At 41.3% G+C, this 16,820-nt stretch carries 15 protein-coding genes and 1 pseudogene; 14 read left to right on the forward strand and 2 right to left on the reverse strand.

Features of this window, described 5'->3' with window-relative positions; all coding sequences use genetic code 11:
• Positions 1–80 precede the first annotated feature (80 nt).
• The 11 genes and pseudogenes from SST111_RS03375 (at position 81) to SST111_RS03420 (ending at position 12,158) form a co-directional block, all read left to right on the forward strand.
• Positions 81–2,471: a primosomal protein N' gene (locus SST111_RS03375; protein ID WP_099810027.1), complete on the forward strand. Its 2,391-nt coding sequence runs from the start codon at positions 81–83 to the stop codon at positions 2,469–2,471.
• Between the two features lie 142 nt (positions 2,472–2,613).
• Positions 2,614–3,552: a methionyl-tRNA formyltransferase gene (gene fmt / locus SST111_RS03380; protein ID WP_099810028.1), complete on the forward strand. Its 939-nt coding sequence runs from the start codon at positions 2,614–2,616 to the stop codon at positions 3,550–3,552.
• Positions 3,539–4,852 (forward strand): 16S rRNA (cytosine(967)-C(5))-methyltransferase RsmB, encoded by a 1,314-nt coding sequence (gene rsmB / locus SST111_RS03385; RefSeq protein ID WP_099810029.1) that lies wholly within the window; start codon positions 3,539–3,541, stop codon positions 4,850–4,852. The genes fmt and rsmB overlap by 14 nt, the downstream gene beginning before the upstream one ends.
• 37 nt (positions 4,853–4,889) lie before the next feature.
• The gene (locus SST111_RS03390) at positions 4,890–5,627 is read left to right on the forward strand and encodes a Stp1/IreP family PP2C-type Ser/Thr phosphatase (protein ID WP_004194145.1); all 738 of its coding nucleotides are present in this window, start codon (positions 4,890–4,892) and stop codon (positions 5,625–5,627) included.
• Positions 5,627–7,156: pseudogene (gene pknB, locus SST111_RS03395) on the forward strand (Stk1 family PASTA domain-containing Ser/Thr kinase); the annotation flags it as partial. The gene SST111_RS03390 and the pseudogene pknB, both read left to right, overlap by 1 nt.
• Complete coding sequence (locus SST111_RS12675; RefSeq protein WP_445013746.1) at positions 7,133–7,621, forward strand: PASTA domain-containing protein; 489 nt, start codon at positions 7,133–7,135, stop codon at positions 7,619–7,621. The pseudogene pknB and the gene SST111_RS12675, both read left to right, overlap by 24 nt.
• Positions 7,622–8,013: 392 nt before the next feature.
• Positions 8,014–8,709, forward strand: a complete 696-nt coding sequence (liaF, locus tag SST111_RS03400; RefSeq protein ID WP_012774984.1) for a cell wall-active antibiotics response protein LiaF — start codon at positions 8,014–8,016, stop codon at positions 8,707–8,709.
• The gene (locus SST111_RS03405) at positions 8,706–9,722 is read left to right on the forward strand and encodes a sensor histidine kinase (RefSeq protein WP_002937028.1); all 1,017 of its coding nucleotides are present in this window, start codon (positions 8,706–8,708) and stop codon (positions 9,720–9,722) included. Before liaF ends, SST111_RS03405 begins: the two co-directional genes overlap by 4 nt.
• Positions 9,694–10,335, forward strand: a complete 642-nt coding sequence (locus SST111_RS03410; protein ID WP_099810030.1) for a response regulator transcription factor — start codon at positions 9,694–9,696, stop codon at positions 10,333–10,335. Before SST111_RS03405 ends, SST111_RS03410 begins: the two co-directional genes overlap by 29 nt.
• Positions 10,336–10,384: 49 nt before the next feature.
• Positions 10,385–11,785, forward strand: coding sequence for a bifunctional Cof-type HAD-IIB family hydrolase/peptidylprolyl isomerase (locus tag SST111_RS03415; RefSeq protein WP_029173958.1), 1,401 nt, complete (start codon positions 10,385–10,387; stop codon positions 11,783–11,785).
• A gap of 1 nt (position 11,786) precedes the next feature.
• Complete coding sequence (locus SST111_RS03420; protein WP_002937017.1) at positions 11,787–12,158, forward strand: S1 RNA-binding domain-containing protein; 372 nt, start codon at positions 11,787–11,789, stop codon at positions 12,156–12,158.
• 25 nt (positions 12,159–12,183) lie between these two features.
• Here the strand turns inward: SST111_RS03420 and cysK are convergent, their stop codons facing one another.
• Both cysK and SST111_RS03430 read right to left on the reverse strand, forming a co-directional pair.
• The gene (gene cysK / locus SST111_RS03425) at positions 12,184–13,110 is read right to left on the reverse strand and encodes a cysteine synthase A (protein ID WP_099810031.1); all 927 of its coding nucleotides are present in this window, start codon (positions 13,108–13,110) and stop codon (positions 12,184–12,186) included.
• Between the two features lie 89 nt (positions 13,111–13,199).
• Positions 13,200–13,832 carry a YigZ family protein gene (locus SST111_RS03430; protein WP_180273187.1) on the reverse strand — a complete coding sequence of 211 codons (633 nt, stop codon included), beginning with the start codon at positions 13,830–13,832 and terminating at the stop codon, positions 13,200–13,202.
• Between the two features lie 56 nt (positions 13,833–13,888).
• On the opposite strand from SST111_RS03430, the gene SST111_RS03435 reads away from it, so the two are divergent.
• The 3 genes from SST111_RS03435 to hpf all read left to right on the forward strand — a co-directional run bounded on the left by SST111_RS03435 (position 13,889) and on the right by hpf (position 16,459).
• Positions 13,889–15,181 (forward strand): DEAD/DEAH box helicase, encoded by a 1,293-nt coding sequence (locus SST111_RS03435; RefSeq protein WP_099810033.1) that lies wholly within the window; start codon positions 13,889–13,891, stop codon positions 15,179–15,181.
• Positions 15,174–15,839: a ComF family protein gene (locus SST111_RS03440; protein WP_002941737.1), complete on the forward strand. Its 666-nt coding sequence runs from the start codon at positions 15,174–15,176 to the stop codon at positions 15,837–15,839. The genes SST111_RS03435 and SST111_RS03440 overlap by 8 nt, the downstream gene beginning before the upstream one ends.
• Before the next feature lie 77 nt (positions 15,840–15,916).
• The gene (hpf, locus tag SST111_RS03445) at positions 15,917–16,459 is read left to right on the forward strand and encodes a ribosome hibernation-promoting factor, HPF/YfiA family (protein WP_014637536.1); all 543 of its coding nucleotides are present in this window, start codon (positions 15,917–15,919) and stop codon (positions 16,457–16,459) included.
• The last annotated feature ends 361 nt before the right edge of the window (positions 16,460–16,820 follow it).

Genomic DNA, 16,820 nt, shown 5'->3' on the forward strand with positions numbered 1-16,820 from the left:
TCAAGTTAACATTATTACACTCATTAAAAATTTGGGATTGAAAAATCCCCATAAACTTATTTTACGAGGAGGAAGGAAGTATGTTAGCACAGGTTATTGTAGACATCCCCTTGATGCAGACCGATCAGGCCTATTCCTATCGAGTTCCAGCTGAATTGGAAGAGGGGCTCAAGGTTGGCGTACGTGTCCACGTACCCTTTGGCAAGGGCAATCGCCTCATTCAAGGAATTGTAGTTAACTTGATTGATGAAGATGATGAAAATAACTTACAAGACTTGAAAGAGCTTGCCGAGGTTTTGGACTATAGTCCTGTTCTCAATCAAGAGCAATTTTGGTTGGCTGACCAGATGAGAAAGTCGGTTTTCTCCTACAAAATTACTCTCTTGAAGGCTATGTTGCCAAGTCTTCTCAATTCCACCTATGATAAATTGCTCAGGCCAGGGCTTGGTTTGGAAATTGCAGAGCAGATTAGTCTGTTTGGTGATAAGGAGCAGATTCGTTTTTCTGACTTAGACGTGAAAGAGCAAGGAAAAATCATGCGTCTGGCCCAGTCAGGGAAAATCTTGGTAGACTATGTGGCCAAGGATAAAAAGCAAATCAAGACAGAAAAATGGTACCGAGTTTGTCTGGAGAAATTACGAGAAGCAGACATTAGCAATCGGGCTAAGAAACGGCAGCAATTAAGAGAATTTCTGCTGGAGCACTCGGAAGACCAGCTCCTTTCAAACCTAAAATCGGACTATTCAGCTGATACGCTCCGCTATTTCCAAGAAAAAGGCTATATAGAAGTCTGGGAAGAGGAAGTGTCGCGGACTCAGGGTGTTTTTGATAAGGTAGAAAAAACGCAGGCCTTTGATTTGAATCCAGAGCAGGCCATTGCGGTTCGTGAGATTGTGGCCTCTATCGGTCAGGAAAGTCAGACATTTCTACTGCAAGGAGTGACAGGTTCTGGGAAGACGGAGGTTTATCTGCAGGTTATTGATAGGGTTCTGAAGATGGGGAAAACAGCTATTATGCTGGTGCCTGAAATTTCCTTGACCCCTCAGATGACCAATCGTTTTATTTCTCGTTTTGGTCAGCAGGTTGCCATTCTCCACTCTGGATTGTCTGATGGAGAGAAGTATGACGAGTGGCGGAAGATTGAGGCAGGCAATGCCCAGGTGGTTGTCGGGGCCCGTTCGGCCATTTTTGCCCCTTTGACAAACTTGGGTGTTATCATCATTGATGAGGAGCATGAGGCGACCTACAAGCAGGACAGCAATCCACGCTATCATGCGCGTGATGTGGCAAAGTTACGGGCTGATTATAATCGAGCGACTCTGGTTTTGGGTTCGGCTACGCCTAGCCTTGAAACACGGGCTCGGGCTAGTCGGGGAGTCTATGGAAGACTGACTCTTAACCAGAGGGCTAATCCATTGGCACGTATTCCAGAAGTGGAAGTTGTGGATTTCCGTGATTATATCGGTCAGCAGGAGGCTAGTAATTTTACCCCTGTTCTGATTGAAAAGATAAGAGAAAAATTGGCTCGTAAGGAACAGGTCGTTCTTATGTTGAATAGGCGTGGTTATTCTTCTTTTGTCATGTGTCGGGATTGTGGGACTGTGGACCAATGTCCTAACTGTGATATTTCCCTAACGCTTCACATGGACACAAAAACGATGAATTGCCATTATTGTGGTTTTCAAAAGGGGATTCCTCAGACCTGTCCAAACTGTCAAAGTCGTTCTATTCGTTATTATGGGACGGGTACGCAAAAGGCCTACGATGAATTGCAGGAGCTCTTACCAGAAGCTCGAATTTTGCGGATGGATGTGGATACTACCAAGAAAAAAGGTGCTCATGAGGACTTGCTCGAACGGTTTGGTCGAGGCGAAGCGGATATTCTTCTAGGAACTCAGATGATTGCCAAAGGCTTGGATTTTCCAAATGTGACCCTAGTTGGCGTGCTCAATGCGGATACGGCTCTGAATTTGCCTGATTTTCGGTCTTCTGAGCGAACCTTCCAGTTGCTAACTCAGGTAGCTGGTCGGGCTGGTCGAGCTGATAAGGAAGGAGAGGTCCTGATTCAGACCTACAACCCCAATCACTATGCCATTGCCTTTGCCAAAGAGCAGGACTATGAAGGTTTCTATCGCTATGAGATGGGCATTCGGAAAAATCTTGGTTATCCACCTTACTATTTTACAGTTGGTCTAACCTTTTCGCACAAGTCGGAAGAATTTGTCGTGAAAAAAGCCTATGAAACTGTAGCCTTTCTCCGTCAACACTTAACAGATGCAATTCAAATCCTGGGACCGACGCCCAAGCCTATTGCCAGAACCCATAATCTCTACCACTACCAGATCATCTTGAAATACCGGCATGAAGACCGTTTGGAAGAGGTATTGAATCAGATTTTGGATTGGACGCAGGAGAGAGAAAATCAAGATTTGCGGCTGATTATTGACAATGAACCGCAGAATATGATGTAAAGTCGAGTAATCGGCTTTATTTTTTTGCGTTAAAAGGCTTTAAATAGGCATGAATTAAGGAAAAAATAAGCAAAAATGGTATAATTAAAGGATAATAGAATTAGTAGAAACCTTATAGAGTAAAGGAGATGAGAAAGCAAAGATGACAAAGTTGATTTTTATGGGAACACCAGCATTTTCTGCGACAGTCTTAAAAGGTCTTTTGGCGGATGATCAGTATGAAATCTTAGCTGTTGTTACCCAGCCAGACCGAGCTGTTGGACGAAAAAAAGTCATCCAAATGACACCTGTGAAAGAAGTGGCTTTGGAACACCGTTTACCAGTCTATCAACCGGAAAAGTTATCAGGAAGTCAAGAAATGGATGAGCTGATGAATTTAGGAGCAGATGGGATTGTGACGGCAGCTTTTGGGCAATTCCTACCAACCAAATTGTTGAACTCTGTTGACTTTGCGGTCAATGTTCATGCTTCTCTTCTTCCTAAATACCGTGGCGGTGCCCCTATTCATTACGCTTTGATTAACGGTGATGAACGTGCCGGCGTAACCATCATGGAAATGGTCAAGGAAATGGATGCCGGTGACATGATTTCCAGCGATAGCATTGCTATTGAAGAAAGCGACAACGTCGGCACCTTGTTTGAAAAGTTGGCTGTTGTTGGTCGGGATTTATTATTACAAACCTTACCAGCCTATATTGCTGGTGACTTGAAACCAGTAGCTCAAGATCCAGAACAAGTAACTTTCTCACCAAATATCCAGCCAGAAGAAGAGGTACTGGATTGGAATAAGACAGCTCGTCAACTATTTAATCAGATTCGCGGTATGTACCCGTGGCCCGTTGCCCACACCTATTGGCAAGGGGAACGTTTTAAAATTCAAGAAGCTGTAGAAGCAGAAGGTGAAGGACCAGTTGGTCGGGTTATTGCTCGAAGCAAGAAAGAATTGATCATTGCGACAGGTCAGGGAGCCCTTTCTCTGAAAACTGTCCAGCCAGCTGGTAAGCCAAAAATGACCATTGCAGACTTTTTAAATGGTGCAGGTCGAGATATTGCAGTAGGAGATCAATTTGGTGATCAATAAACATGAAACAGCAAGAAGTCTAGCCTTATCTGTATTGGAACAAGTCTTTGATCAAGGTGCTTACTCGAACATCGCTCTCAATAAGGCCCTAGAATCTTCTCGTTTATCAGCACAGGACAAGGGCTTGGCGACCGAGTTGGTTTATGGGACGGTTTCTCGTAAAATTACCCTAGAGTGGTATTTGGCACATTTTATCGAAGATAGGGAAAAGTTGGACACTTGGGTCTACTATCTCCTCATGTTGAGCCTCTACCAGTTGGTATATTTGGATAAATTGCCTACCCACGCAGTTGTCAATGAGGCAGTTAATATTGCCAAGCGAAAGCCTGGAACTGACAAATTTGTTAATGCCATTTTGCGTAAGCTTAGTCAGGATTCCTTGCCGAAACCAGCAGATATTAAAAGAAAGAACAAACGTTTATCCGTTCAGTATTCTGTGCCAGTTTGGTTGGTCCAAACCCTGATTGCAGAATATGGCGATGAACGTGCAGAGAAGATTTTCCAAAGTTTACATGATCGGAATAAGGCCAGCGTACGCGTGACAGATGGTCAACAAGTGGAGCGATTGGCAGAGGAGCTAGGCGCCCAACACTCGCAGTTATCACCAGTTGGGTTGGTTAAATCCCATGGACACTTTGCGGGGACAGATTATTTCAAGGAAGGACTCATCACCATTCAAGATGAAACCAGTCAATTGGTAGCTCCGACTTTGGATATTCAAGGAGATGAAATCATCTTGGATGCCTGTGCAGCTCCGGGTGGAAAGACCTGTCATATGGCAAGTTATCTTACGGATGGAAAAGTTTATGCGTTGGATTTATATGATCATAAACTAAACCTGATTGAAGAAAACGCACGTCGTTTAGGCCTAGAAGATAAGATTGAGACCAAAGGTCTGGACGCCAGTCGTGTTCATGAGGAATTTGGTCCAGATACCTTTGATAAAATCCTAGTGGATGCCCCATGTTCAGGTATTGGACTCATTCGACGTAAGCCTGATATTCGTTACAACAAGGCATCGATGGACTTTGATTCTCTAAAGACTATCCAGTTGCAGATACTAGACAGTGTTTGCCAAAGCTTGAAAATTGGTGGTATAATAACCTATAGCACATGTACGATTATTGCTAAGGAAAACCAAGAGGTTATTCAAGAATTTCTGCAAAACCATCCCAATTTTGAACAGGTGACACTAGAACACCCTCAAACAGATATTATGGTGGATGGCTGCTTGTTGATAACCCCTGAACAGTATAAGACAGATGGATTTTTCATCGGTCAACTTAGACGAAAATCCTAGAATAAGAGGAGGAAGTTGCTTAGCAACGATAAAAATTATGGAAATTGCATTACTTACTGATGTAGGACAGAAACGTTCGAACAACCAAGACTATATCAATCGCTACAAAAACCGTGCAGGGATTGATTTGGTCGTGTTAGCTGATGGAATGGGTGGGCACCGTGCCGGCCATATTGCTAGTGAAATGGCAGCAACCGATTTGGGAGCTGCTTGGGTTGATACTCAATTAGTGACCTTAAATGATGTCCGTGAATGGATGGTTGCAATCATTGATGCTGAAAACCAAAAGATTCATGAACTTGGACAGACAGAAGAATACAAGGGGATGGGAACAACTCTTGAGGCAGTTGTTGTCATCGACAACCAAATGATCTATGCCCATGTTGGAGATTCACGAGTTGGATTGATTAGAGATGGCGAATATACACGTCTAACCAACGACCATTCGCTGGTAGGTGCCCTTGTTCGAGCTGGTCAGCTCACAGAAGAAGAAGCACAGCGTCATCCTCAAAAAAATATTGTAACGCAGTCCATCGGACAAGCCGAACCAATTGAACCAGACATTGCTTTGAAAACTCTTGAGGTTGGAGATTATGTCCTTATTAACAGCGATGGCTTAACCAATATGGTACCAACCGAGGACATTCGTGATATTGTATTGAGTGATGTTTCAATTGAAAGCAAGGTAGAAACACTTGTACGTTTTGCCAATAATGCAGGCGGTCTAGATAATATTACAGTAGGTTTGCTTCACATTACGGAGGAGGCTAGGTAATGATTCAAATCGGTAAGATCTTTGCCGGTCGGTATCGAATCGTTCGGCAAATTGGTCGAGGCGGTATGGCAGATGTTTACCTAGCAAGAGATTTGATTTTAGATGGAGAAGAGGTTGCTGTTAAAGTTCTTCGGACCAACTATCAGACAGATCAAATTGCTATCCAGCGTTTTCAACGTGAAGCGCGTGCCATGGCAGAACTTGACCATCCCAATATCGTTCGTATTTCGGACATCGGTGAAGAAGATGGTCAACAGTATCTGGCTATGGAATATGTCAATGGCCTCGATTTAAAACGTTATATAAAAGAAAATGCACCACTCTCCAACGATGTTGCGGTGCGAATTATGGGACAGATTCTCCTTGCTATGCGAATGGCGCACACGAGAGGAATTGTCCATCGAGATTTGAAACCTCAGAACGTCCTTTTGACTTCCAATGGAGTTGCTAAAGTAACAGACTTTGGTATTGCAGTTGCCTTTGCTGAAACGAGTTTGACACAAACCAACTCCATGTTGGGGTCTGTTCACTATCTTTCACCTGAGCAGGCGCGTGGTTCGAAGGCGACCATTCAAAGTGACATTTATGCGATGGGAATCATCCTTTTTGAAATGTTGACGGGTCGTATTCCCTATGATGGAGACAGTGCTGTGACGATTGCTCTTCAGCATTTCCAAAAACCTCTCCCATCTGTTAGAGAAGAGAATGCCAACGTACCTCAGGCCTTAGAAAATGTTGTACTAAAAGCAACGGCTAAAAAATTAAACGAGCGCTATAAGTCGGTTGCAGAAATGTATGCAGATTTAGCTTCGGCTCTATCCATGGATCGTCGGAATGAACCCAGGGTTGAACTAGAAGGGAACAAGGTTGATACAAAAACATTGCCAAAACTCTCCCAAGCCAATGTTGAAACGAAAGTACCGCATACAAACAGTTCTGCCCAAGTTTCTGCGACGGATAAGGGGCCTGGTAAGAAAGAAGTGGCGAAGTCGGGAAATAAGCCTGTTTCAAAACCAAGGCCAGGTATGCGTACACGCTACAAAGTCTTGATAGGGGCTATTTTGTTAACAGTCATAGCGGCTGGACTCATGTTTTTCAACACTCCACGAACAGTTACAGTCCCTGATGTGTCTGGTCAAACCGTTGAAAAAGCTACAGAAATGATTGAAGTGGCAGGATTGGAAGTTGGAAACATCACAGAAGAAGCGACAGCGACTGTAGATGAAGGCTTGGTAATACGGACCTCTCCGGCTGCAAAGACGACCAGACGTCAAGGAAGTAAGATTGATATTGTAGTAGCAACGGCTGCGATGGTATCTATTCCAGATGTGACAGATAAGGATTCTGATACTGCACGGCAGGAATTGGAGGCTCTTGGTTTCCAAGTGACAATAAAAGAAGAATATAGCGAAAAAGTTGCCCAAGGACTCGTTATCAAAACAGATCCAGGAGCAAATAGTTCTGCTGAGAAAGGGGCGAAAATTACCCTTTACGTTTCCAAAGGAGTGGCGCCACAAGTTGTGCCAAACGTTGTTGGAAAAACTCAGGAGAATGCTACTCAAATTCTTCAGACAGCAGGCTTCAGTATTGGAACTATTACTCAGGAATATAGCTCATCTGTTACTGCGGGTCAGGTTATCAGTACAGATCCTGTTGCCAATACAGAGTTGACAAAAGGTTCTATCATCAATCTAGTTGTTTCAAAAGGAAAAGAATTGATTATGCCTGATTTAACATCTGGCAATTACACCTATTCACAGGCACGTAGTCAATTACAAACGCTAGGCGTCAATGTGGAAAGTATTGAAAAACAAGAAGATAGAAGCTATTACTCAACGACAAGTGACATCGTCATTGGACAATATCCTGCTGCTGGAGCAACAATTGATGGAACAGTTACCTTGTATGTCTCCGTTGCATCAACCGGCACCAGTAGCGATTCCTCAACAGGAAGTTCCACCAGCACAAGTACTTCAACAGATAGCGGACGATAAAGATGAATAAGGTTGGGCAGATGCCGAACCTTTTTCTCTTGATTAGAGAGCGTAGCTTGTGAGCGGTCCCCTATGCCAAAATTGTTTCCTTCTGTCCATCAAGAGTGATGGCCTAGGAGTGATTTGCATAGTTTATAGTCATGTTTAGTTTATTTTGCTTGCTTCGTTAATTTACTTTGCCGTACCCAAGTATAGCCTGCATCTCGTTGCTTTGAACTAATATAGACATTTGAATTATCTTTGATACATCGTCACTTTCGCCTTGCCATACTTTAGTATAGCCTGCGCCTCAGTTCCTTGTCTGAAAGCTAATTCATTCGACTATATTTCCTACTTTGGATGGAGTTCTTTTACTTATTTTTTGTTACAATAGTATAGAAAGGATGGAGAAGATGCGGAAAGTTCAATTTTTTCTACTAATAGAAAGTATGATTTTTACGATGGCAGCCTTTGACGTGGTAGCCAATGAGGCCAGTCGGACCCTGCTACTTTTCTCTGCCTTATTACTCGTCATTTGGTACTTCCTAGGAAGAAAAGTCAACAGTGTTCTACTGGTCAGCTCCTTATCTCTATTATTTTTGGTCTTTGTTTTAAATCCCTTCTTCATTATTGGGATTATGCTACTAGTCGTGTACATGCTGATTAATTTCTTTTCACGTTATGAAAAGAGAAACCAATATACCCACATTGTTTTTAGTGACTATTCTCTACAGGTTCAAAAAGAGAAAAATAGATGGTTTGGCAACCACGACCACTCTCAAGATAGGTTTGGTTTTGAAGATATTAACATTGTACGTTTGTTTGGCAATGATGTAGTTGATTTGGATAAGACTGTATTAGTTGGCAGAGATAATATTGTTGTTATTCGTAAAACGTTTGGACGGACAAAAATTATTGTTCCAATTGATGTTGAGGTTGCACTTTCAGCAACTAGTATCTATGGACGAGTAAGTTTCCTGGGTGAATCATATTGGGATTTGCGGAATGAAAGTATAGCGGTCAATAGTCCTGATTATCAAGAATCACACAAACGTGTAAAAGTCGTTACCAACAATATACTGGGAGATGTGGAGGTGGTTCGCGTATGAGAAAACGTACCTACCTACTCCTCGCCTGGTTTGCCTGTCTTATTGTTTTTGTGGTGATTGCTTCCACCCTCCCACTTTTAAATTATTCGTTGCTAGATGTTACGCTCTGGATTTCAACGGAGCAGCTCGTGTTTACTCTCATTCTACTAGTTATCGTTTTAACCCTTTTTCTAGCTGTAATGGTACAAACTGTCAGCCTAGCCTCCACTCAGGTTATGCGGACGAAGTTACAAGCTATCTTGAAGAATAAAAGTATTCGAACAGATACCGAAAGTGATCAGCTCTTGCTCCAGTTGTCTGATAAGGTCAGAAACCTCACGCGTCAGGTGCAGCTGGTTGACAATCAAGATTTAGTCAAGAAAGAAGAGATTGTTGAGGGAGAACGGAAACGGATTGCCAGGGATTTGCATGATACGGTTAGTCAAGAGTTATTTGCAACGAGCATGATTTTGTCAGGATTATCGTCCAATCTATCCACTCTTCCGCAGGAAACTTTGCAGGAACAGCTGATGCTCGTGAAAGACATGATTGAGTCTGCCCAAAGAGACCTACGCATCCTATTATTACATCTACGCCCAAGTGAACTTGAAAGTAAAACCTTGGTTGAAGGATTTGAGCTGATTTTGCGTGAAGTTAGCGACAAAAGTAATATTATCGTTCATTTCCAACATGAAGTAGAGGAGTTACCGAAACTAATTGAAGAACATCTCTTCCGCATTGCGCAAGAAATTATCAGTAATACCTTGCGACATGCCAAAGCCAAGCATTTGGATGTTTACCTCTTGCAGAAGGAAACAGAACTTCAGTTGAAAATGACAGACGACGGTATCGGCTTCCAACAAGGTGCAGATGATGAATTAAGTTACGGTCTTCAAAACATACGTGAGCGGGTTGAAGACATGGCTGGAACGATAAAAATTCGCACAGCTCCAAATAAGGGAGTGGCGATCGATATTCGTATCCCACTATTGAAAGGAAAAGAAGATGAATATGATTCGAGTGATGCTGGTTGACGACCATGAGATGGTTCGTCTAGGATTGAAAAGTTACTTAAATTTACAGCCAGATGTTGAAGTAGTTGCAGAAGCTAGTGATGGCGAGGAAGGTTTGGCCAAAGCATTAGAGGTTAAACCCGATGTTGTAGTGATGGACTTGGTTATGCCCAAGATGACTGGCGTAGAAGCAACCTTGGCCTTGCTGAAGGAATGGCCGCAAGCGCAGATTGTCATCCTGACCTCCTATCTAGATAATGAAAAAATCTATCCTGTGCTGGAAGCAGGAGCTCGTGGTTATATGTTGAAAACATCAAGTGCTGACGAAATCTTAGCAGCCATCCGCAAGGTAGCTCTTGGAGAATATGCTATTGAGACAGAAGTAGAGAAAAAAGTAGAGCACCATAAACGCCACCCAGATTTACATGATGACTTGACAGCTCGTGAACGCGAAATCTTGACGCTGTTAGCCAAGGGATATGATAATCAACGAATTGCAGATGAGTCCTTCATATCCTTAAAAACTGTTAAGACCCATGTTTCCAATATCTTATCCAAACTAGCTGTTAGCGATCGTACTCAAGCAGTTGTTTATGCTTTCCAGCATGGTTTGGTGGCGCAAGAGGACCAATAGTGGTATAATGAAAATTAGTTAATTTTCAACCAAAGGATAGTGGAATTATATGGATGCAAAACTCAGATATAAGGCAAAAAAAATAAAAATAGTCTTTTTTGACATTGACGACACGCTACGTGTGAAGAATACAGGCTACATTCCTGAATCAATTCAGCAGGTTTTCAAATCGCTGAAAGAAAAGGGAATTTTGACAGGAATTGCGTCAGGACGAACGCCTTATGGTTTGGTGCCAGAAATCAAAGCCTTAAAGCCAGACTTTTTCGCTATGATTAACGGCTCCTACGTAGAAGATGCCAAAGGTCAGGTAGTGTACCATCAGCCAATGCCCCAAAATTTAGTAGAATCTGTATTAAATTGGGCTAAAGAAATTGGAATCGAATATGGTATGCTTGGTAGTCAAAAAGGGACACTTTCTGCACGAACTGACCGCATTAGTCAAGTAATTGACTTGATTTATGAAGGTTTGGAAACAAACCCAACTTTTTATAAAGAAAATGACATCTACCAATTGCTAACTTTCGAGAAAGATGGTCACGAAGTAGAACTTCCAGAAGAGTTGCAAGCGGAATTGCGTAGTGTTCGTTGGGATGCTATTTCATCGGACATTGTGCTAAAAGGCTCTTCCAAAGCAACTGGTGTTGCTAAGGTTGTTGAAAAACTAGGCCTGAAACCTGAAAATGTCCTAGTGTTCGGAGATGGACTCAACGATATTGAGTTGTTCGATTATGCAGGAATTAGTATCGCTATGGGACATTCGCATCCAGAACTGCAAAAGCATGCAGATTATATCACAAAAAAAGTAGAAGAAGATGGCATTTTTGATGCCTTGGAGAAATTAGGTATGGTAGAAAAAGAAAAATATTTCCCGCAATTAGATTTGGAAAATGTTACAGGACCAGTTGCGCATATCAAGACTAACCATGGTAAGTTAACAGTAAAACTCTTTCCTGAAATTGCACCCAAAACTGTAGCAAATTTCGTAGCTCTTTCTAAAGATGGCTATTATGACGGAATTATCTTCCATCGTATTATCAAAGACTTTATGATTCAAGGTGGCGATCCAACCGGAACAGGTATGGGTGGTGAATCTATTTATGGTACTGCGTTTGAAGATGAATTTTCAATGGAAGCTTTTAATCTCAGAGGAGCCTTGTCAATGGCCAATGCAGGACCAAATACAAATGGAAGCCAATTCTTTATCGTTCAAAACCAAAACTTCCCATACAATGCGAAAGAATTAGAACGAGGCGGTTGGCCTAAAGAAGTTGCAGAAGCCTATGTCAAAAATGGCGGGACACCACATCTAGATCAACGCCACACAGTGTTTGGTCATCTAGTTGATGAAGACTCCTTCGTCGTCTTGGATGCTATCGCAGCGGTTGCAACAGATTCAGCAGATCGTCCACATGAAGATGTTGTAATTGAGACCATCGAAATAGAGGATTAAGATGAAAATCGGAGATAAACTCAAGGGGACGGTAACGGGCATTCAGCCGTATGGAGCCTTTGTACAATTAGAGAATGGGACGACGGGCCTAATCCATATCTCGGAAATCAAAACAGGTTTTGTTGATAATATTTATGATCATTTAAAATTGGGGCAAGAGGTTTTGGTACAGGTAGTCGACTTTGATGAATATACTGAAAAGGCTAGTTTATCAATCCGGACCTTGGAAGAAGAACAACAAAAAATTCCGCGTCATCATCGTTTTACAAATGAACGGAATAAAATTGGTTTTTCCCCTTTAGCAAAACAACTTCCGAAATGGATTGAGGAAGCTAAAGGCTATCTCAAAGAACACAAAGAAAAGAAGGTATAGGATGCATTCCTAACCTTCTTTCTTTTTAATCATTGAACTCATAAAGAGCTGTTGACAAGTAACGTTCTCCGTTATCAGGTAAGATTGCCAACACTTTTTTTCCAGTTCCCAACTCCTTAGCGACTTCGATAGCAGCGTGAATTGCTGCACCTGAAGAAATACCAACTAAGAATCCTTCTTTTCCACCGATAGCACGACCTGTAGCTAAGGCATCATCGGATTTGACACGAATAATGCCATCATAGGCGCTAGTATCCAAAGTATCTGGAATAAAACCTGCCGAAATACCTTGGATTTTGTGCGGACCAGGTGCTTCACCAGATAAGACAGCTGATTCATCAGCTTCGACAGCATAGATAGCAATATCTGGATTTGCTGTCTTCAAAACATGCGAAACACCTGAAACGGTACCACCAGTACCAACGCCAGATACAAAGGCATCTAAACCAGTTGTTCCAAAGTCTTCCAAAATTTCCTTTCCTGTTGTATCTTCGTGAACTTTTGGATTGGATGGATTAGCAAACTGGAAAGGAACCCAGCCATTTTTTTCTTCAGCAATCTCTTTTGCTTTGGCGATAGCCCCTTTCATCCCTTCGCTACCAGGAGTCAAGACAAGTTCAGCTCCATAAGCTTGGATAATCTTACGACGCTCAACACTCATGGTTTCAGGCATGACGATAATCACCTTATAACCTTTTGCTGCTCCAACCCAAGCAAGACCGATACCAGTGTTACCACTTGTTGGCTCAACAATAGTATCTCCAGGTTTGATTGTACCAGCCTTCTCAGCATCTTCAATCATAGCCAAGGCGATACGGTCTTTTACAGAAGATCCTGGGTTAAAGGCCTCTAATTTCACATAGACCTCCGCTGCTCCCTCTGGAACGATATTATTGAGTTTAATAATAGGTGTTTTTCCAACTAATTGAGTAATGTTTTGATAAATAGCCATATGGCACCTCCAAATAATGTTATTATACATTATATAGTAGAAAGTCAAAAAAGGATAATATAAAAAAACTATCTCGCCGATAGCTTTTTTTAATAGACAGGTACCTCAACGATTCGAGAGTTAGCTTTTTCCGCGGATACTTTTCCGTGGTAAAAGTCAGTGAGACTTGCTAAGGTTTGTTCAAGGAATTCTTTATCTACAAAAATCATGGTTGAAACTTCAGTAGTAAACTGGGTATCAAATTCTTCCAGACCTTGCCCAGCTCGCCAATTGGCAAACTCTTGGTATTGGGCATAGGACATGCTAATGGAAATCCCTTCCTGCTCCTTGACTTCCACAACCCCGATTTCCTTGACTGCATTAGCCACGGCTCCAGCGTAAGCACGAATAAGTCCGCCTGCCCCGAGTTTGATACCTCCAAAATAGCGGGTAACCACTGTTGCGACATTGGTTAGTTCGTGATTTTCTAAAACCGCCAGCATTGGCACACCAGCAGTACCAGACGGCTCCCCATCATCTGAGGAACGCTTGATTTCCATATTTTCTCCAAGAACAAAAGCAGAGCAGTTATGAGTAGCCTTGTAATGTTCTTTCTTGATTTTGTTGATAAAGTCGCGAGCTTCCTCCTCGCTGGTCACTCGTTTCATAAAGCAGATAAATCGTGACTTTTTAATTTCTTCCTCAACAATACCATCTTCTCTAATTGTTTTAAATTCTTTCATAACCAAATTGTACTAATTTTTTTAAAAACTGACAAGAAATTCCGAATAAATAAGTGATGAAAGAATTAGAAAATTATTATGGAAGATTATTTACCAAATACCAATTGACAGCAAAAGAAAGAGAAATAGCAGAAAAAGTGCCAAGTCTTACAAAAAAGAATAACTGCTTTCGCTGTGGAACAACTTTTGAAGAAGAAAACAAATTGCCAAACGATGCTTATTACTGTCGAGCCTGCTTGCTTCTAGGCAGAGTGCGGTCAGACGAAAAACTCTATCATTTTCCTCAGAAAGATTTTCCAATCACTAAGTGTTTAAAATGGAAAGGTCAACTAACTGATTGGCAACAAAGAATTTCAGATGGACTAGTTGCAAACGTGGAAAATAATCGTGCGACATTGGTTCATGCAGTAACAGGAGCAGGTAAGACAGAGATGATCTACCACACCGTTGCCTCAGTGATTGATAAAGGCGGAGCGGTTTGCCTAGCCAGTCCTCGAATTGATGTTTGTATCGAACTCTATAAACGTCTGCAAAATGACTTTTCAGTTCCAATTAGTTTACTGCATGGAGAGTCTGAACCCTATTTCCGAACTCCATTAGTTGTAGCAACCACACATCAGTTATTAAAATTTTATCAGGCCTTTGATTTGGTTTTGATTGATGAAGTAGACGCCTTTCCCTATGCAGATAATCCCATGCTCTATCAAGCAGCAGATAATGCGGTCAAGGAAGACGGAGTTCAAGTTTTTCTGACGGCGACTTCAACAGATGAATTGGATAAAAAAGTCAGAATGGGTAAATTAAGCCGTCTTAGTTTGCCAAGGCGCTTTCATGGCAACCCACTTGTTGTCCCGCAAAAAGTCTGGTTTAGTAAATTCGATGATACCCTAAAGAAAAATAGACTAGTTCCAAAGTTGAAAAAAGCGATTGAAGAACAGAGAAAGTCGGGCTTTCCCTTACTCATTTTTGTCCCAGAAATCTCCAAAGGTCAAGAATTTACCAAGATAATGAAAAAAACATTCCCAGAAGAAACAATTGGCTTTGTATCTAGTCAAACAGAAAATCGCCTTGAAATAGTTGAAGGGTTTCGCAAGAGAGAAATCACAGTCTTAATCTCGACTACTATTCTTGAACGTGGGGTGACCTTCCCATGTGTAGACGTCTTTGTTGTTCAAGCCAATCATTACCTCTACACAGCGTCAAGTCTCGTTCAGATTGCAGGTCGGGTTGGTAGGAGTATGGAACGTCCGACTGGTTTACTCCAGTTTTATCATGAGGGAAGTACAGGAGCCATTGAAAAGGCAATCGCTGAAATTAAACAGATGAACAAGGAGGCTGGTTATGTCTAATTGTCTATTGTGCGCCCAAGCTATGAAAAATAAAACAAGATTTTCAGATCTCATCTTCTTTAGTAAAGAAAAATCGGGCATCTGTGAAGAATGTTTTTCAACTTTTGAGGAAATAGCAGAGCAACACTGTCCACATTGTTATAAAAATGGAGAATCGGAAAGTTGCAAGGATTGTCAGTACTGGCAGAATCAAGGGAAACCAGTTGTCCACACAGCTTTGTACCGATATAATCAAGCGATGGCACATTATTTTAGTCGCTACAAATTTCAAGGAGACTATGTTTTAAGAAATATTTTTGCTAAAAAGCTTAGAATAGCGTTAAGCCAATTTCCTGACTACACAATTGTTCCCATACCAATTAGTCAAAAACGACTATTAGAACGCGGTTTTAATCAAGTGGAAGGACTTTTGAGTGCTACAAATATTCCCTATCAGTCCCTTCTTGGAAAGTATGAAAGCCAAAAACAATCATCTAAAAATCGTGCAGAGAGACTAGAAGCAAAACAGATGTTCTATCTATTAGATGAAAAAGAAGTGCCAGAAAAAATATTATTATTCGACGATATATATACAACAGGAGCCACAATCCAACTTGCTGTAGAACTTTTCATGAAAATTGGTAGGAAAGAAATCAAAACATTTTCACTAACACGATGAGAAAACGGTTGCATTTATTTAATAATGTGATATAATAATAGTGAAGAAAGGCGAAAGCCAAGAAAGAGGTACTAAATATGATTAAATTCAGTATTCGTGGAGAAAACCTTGAAGTTACAGATGCACTTCGCACCTATGTAGAAGAGAAAGTGGCTAAGATTGAGAAATATTTCAATGAAGAACAAGAGTTGAATGCTAAAGTAAATCTAAAAGTTTACCGTGACAAGCGTGCAAAAGTAGAAGTGACAATTCCAGTTGGAGCAGTTACACTTCGCGCAGAAGATATTTCACAAGAAATGTATGGCTCTATCGATCTTGTAGTAGATAAGATTGAACGTCAAATTCGTCGTAACAAAACCAAGATTGAACGAAAACATCGTCAAAAAGTGGCAACTGGTCAAGTCTTTACAGATGAACTTGTTGAGCAAACAGGCGAGGAAGTAAAAGTGGTTCGTACTAAGCAAGTAGACTTGAAACCAATGGATATGGAAGAAGCAGTCCTCCAATTGGAGTTGCTTGGACATGATTTCTTTATCTATACAGATGCTAATGACGGTACAACAAATGTATTGTATAGACGTGAAGATGGAGATTTGGGTCTTCTAGAGGTACGTCAATAAGGATAATAAAACAGTTGCAGTTTTTGCAGCTGTTTTATTATTTTCAAAAAACCGGTTGACAATGTATATAAGTCATGATAGAATGATTGAGTTGTCTCTTGAGGGGCTAGTTAATAGAGGAACGAAAAAAAGTTTCGAAAAAGTGTTGACAAGCCCATCAGAAGATGATAGAATGATTGAGTTGTCTCTTGAGGGGACTAGTTAACAGAGGAACGAAAAAAAGTTTCAAAAAAGTGTTGACAAAGTTCACAAGAAATGATAAACTAAGATAGTTGTCGCGAGAGCGTGATAACGACAAGATCTTTGAAAATTAAAGAAGACGAACCAAACGTGCAGGGTGATTTATCTAAGGATAAATCGT

Origin of the sequence: Streptococcus suis YS161, from assembly GCF_002760245.1 — a bacterium.
Lineage (GTDB): Bacteria > Bacillota > Bacilli > Lactobacillales > Streptococcaceae > Streptococcus > Streptococcus suis_I.